General features: G+C 71.1%; 3 protein-coding genes. All 3 read right to left on the bottom strand.

What is annotated here, in order from left to right; genetic code table 11:
- Nucleotides 1–13: 13 nt before the first annotated feature.
- Complete coding sequence (gene tnpC, locus ACLBYB_RS32500; protein ID WP_447701341.1) at nucleotides 14–1492, bottom strand: IS66 family transposase; 1479 nt, start codon at nucleotides 1490–1492, stop codon at nucleotides 14–16.
- A 106-nt stretch (nucleotides 1493–1598) separates the two neighbouring features.
- Nucleotides 1599–1955, bottom strand: coding sequence for an IS66 family insertion sequence element accessory protein TnpB (tnpB, locus tag ACLBYB_RS32495; RefSeq protein WP_043759936.1), 357 nt, complete (start codon nucleotides 1953–1955; stop codon nucleotides 1599–1601).
- Entirely contained in the window at nucleotides 1952–2392 is a 441-nt protein-coding gene (gene tnpA, locus ACLBYB_RS32490; protein ID WP_447701340.1) for an IS66-like element accessory protein TnpA, read from the bottom strand. Before tnpA ends, tnpB begins: the two co-directional genes overlap by 4 nt.
- Nucleotides 2393–2470 lie beyond the last annotated feature (78 nt).

Raw genomic sequence — 2470 nt, 5'->3', positions numbered from 1 at the left:
GTAAGCGTCGTTCTCAGGCCACGGCTTTGAGGGGCTGCGGGGCGTAGGCCCAGGGCAGCAAGTCGTCGATATGGCTCTGCGGATGGCCGGCGACGATGCGGGTGATGACGTCGGTCAGGTAGGCCTGCGGCTCCACCCCGTTCAGCTTGCAGGTCTCGATCAGCGAGGCGACGACCGCCCAATGCCCCGCCCCACCGTCCGAGCCGGCAAACAGCGCGTTCTTCCGCGTCAGGGCCAACGGCCGGATCGCCCGCTCGACGGTGTTGTTGTCGATCTCGACGCGGCCGTCGTCGAGGAAGAGGGACAAGCCGGCGCAGCGGCTCAGCGCGTAGCGGATCGCCTCGGCGAGCTTGCTCTTCTGGCTGATCAGCCCGAGCTTGGCGGTGAGCCACGGCTCCAGCGCCTCGACGACCGGCCGGCTGCGATCCTGACGCACGGCCCTCCGCTCGTCGGGGGACCGCCCTCGGATCTCGTCCTCGATCCGGTAGAGTTCGGCGATGCGGGCGAGCGCCTCGGTCGCGATCGGCGCCGGGCCAGCCTTGGCCAGTTCGTAGAACCGGCGGCGCACGTGCGCCCAGCAGAAGGCCAAGCTCACAGCCTTGCGCGCAGCCAGGACCTTGTAGCCCGCGTAGCCATCGACCTGCAGCGTGCCCTCGAAGCCGGCGAGGTGACGGATCGGGTGTTCGGCCTTGCGGTCGGGCGCGTACAGGTAGGCCACGCCGGGCGGATCGAGGCCGCCCCAGGGCCGGTCGTCGCGAGCGTAGGCGAACAGCTGGCCGGTCTTGGTCTGCCCGCGGCCCGGATCGAGCACCGGTGCCGTGGTCTCGTCAGCAAACAGCCGGTCCGACGCCTTCAGCCTCTCGAACAGCCGCGCGTGGACCGGGCGCAGCAGGAAGGCCGCCTTGCCCACCCAGTCGGCTAGCGTCGAACGGTCGAGGTTCACGCCCTGCCGGGCGTAGATTTGGGCCTGTCGGTAGAGCGGCAGGTGGTCGGCGTACTTGGACACCAGCACGTGAGCCACGCTCGCCTCGGTCGGGATCCCGCCCTCGACGAGGCGGGCGGGTGCGGGGGCCTGCACGATCACGTCCTCGCATGCCCGGCAGGCATACTTTGGCCGGCGGGTGACGACGACGCGGAACTGGGCCGGCACGATGTCGAGGCGCTCGGCGACGTCCTCGCCGATGACGTGGAGGTCGCCACGGCAACAGGGGCAGGTGCGGTCGTCGACGTCGATCATCCGTTCGACGCGCGGCAGGTGGGCCGGCAAGGCGCCGCGGTTGGCGCGGCGCTGCCGGGTGCGGGCCGCGCGGGCCGATGCATCGGCGGCGTCGGTCTCGGCAAGGCCCTCAGCCTCGATCTGCTCGGCCTCCTCCAGGCCCAGGAGCAACTGGTCGACGGGCAGGCTCTCGGCACGCCGTCCGAAGCGGTGACGCTGCAGCTCCCTGATGATCTGGTGCAGCCGGTCAATCTCGGCCTCGCGCGCCGCCACCATCGCCTTCAGGGCGGCGGGATCATCGGGCAGGCGCGCGCTCGGTTCGCTCACGAAGCCGATTTGAGCATAGATCACAAGGCTTTGCCAGAGTGATCGACTTGGCGGATCAGCTCACGGCGACGGGAGCGCGCGTTGGCCGGGCCACGTGCACGCGCCGCCAATCGAGCCCTTCCAGAAGGGCCTGCAGTTGCGCTGCCGTCAGCCGCACCACCCCGTCGGTGACGGCCGGCCAGCAGAACTTGCCGTCCTCCAGCCGCTTCGACAGCAGGCACACGCCGGTGCCGTCGAAGTAGACGAGCTTGACCCGGTCGGCGCGCCGCGCCCGGAAGACGTAGACCGCCCCGCTGAACGGGTCGGCGCCCAGGCTCTCGCGCACCAGCGCCGCCAAGCCGTCCGCGCCCTTGCGGAAGTCCACCGGCCGGGTCGCTACCATGACGCGGACCGCGCCCGCCGGCCCGATCACGCGCCGCCCTTCAGCGCACCGATCACCGCCGCGATGATAGTGGGCGAGGCGCCGTCGCCGATCCGCACCGTGATGCCGCCTGCCTCCACCTCGATCCCCACCGCGCGGCGGCGCGATGAGGATCGTCTGATGCGCCGGCGTGGCGGCTCCGCTCGGGCGGGATCCACCGCCGTGGGCTCGGGTGCGGTCACCGCCGGCACGAAAGCCGGCAGCGCGGCGGCGGCCTGGCGCGCCTCGCGTCGCCACGTGAACAGCTGCTGCGGGGTCAACCCGTGCCGGCGGGCCACCACCGACACCACCGCGCCCGGAACGAACGTCTCCTCCAGGATCCGGGCCCGGTCGTCGGCGCTCCAGCGCCTGCGGCCGACCGCGCCGTCGATCACCTCGAAACGCCGGACCGTCCCCTCCGGCTCAAGTCTACGGTCAAGTCGAGACACAAAACGATCCTCTCGTGCGGATCGTCAAATTGCCCGGTCAGATCGCCCCACAGAAGATGGGGTCGGAACATCGCTTAC

The sequence above is a fragment of the Methylobacterium sp. D54C genome, assembly GCF_053345595.1.
Note: the sequence above shows the minus strand (reverse complement) of the source record. Positions and strands in the feature narration are given on the sequence as shown.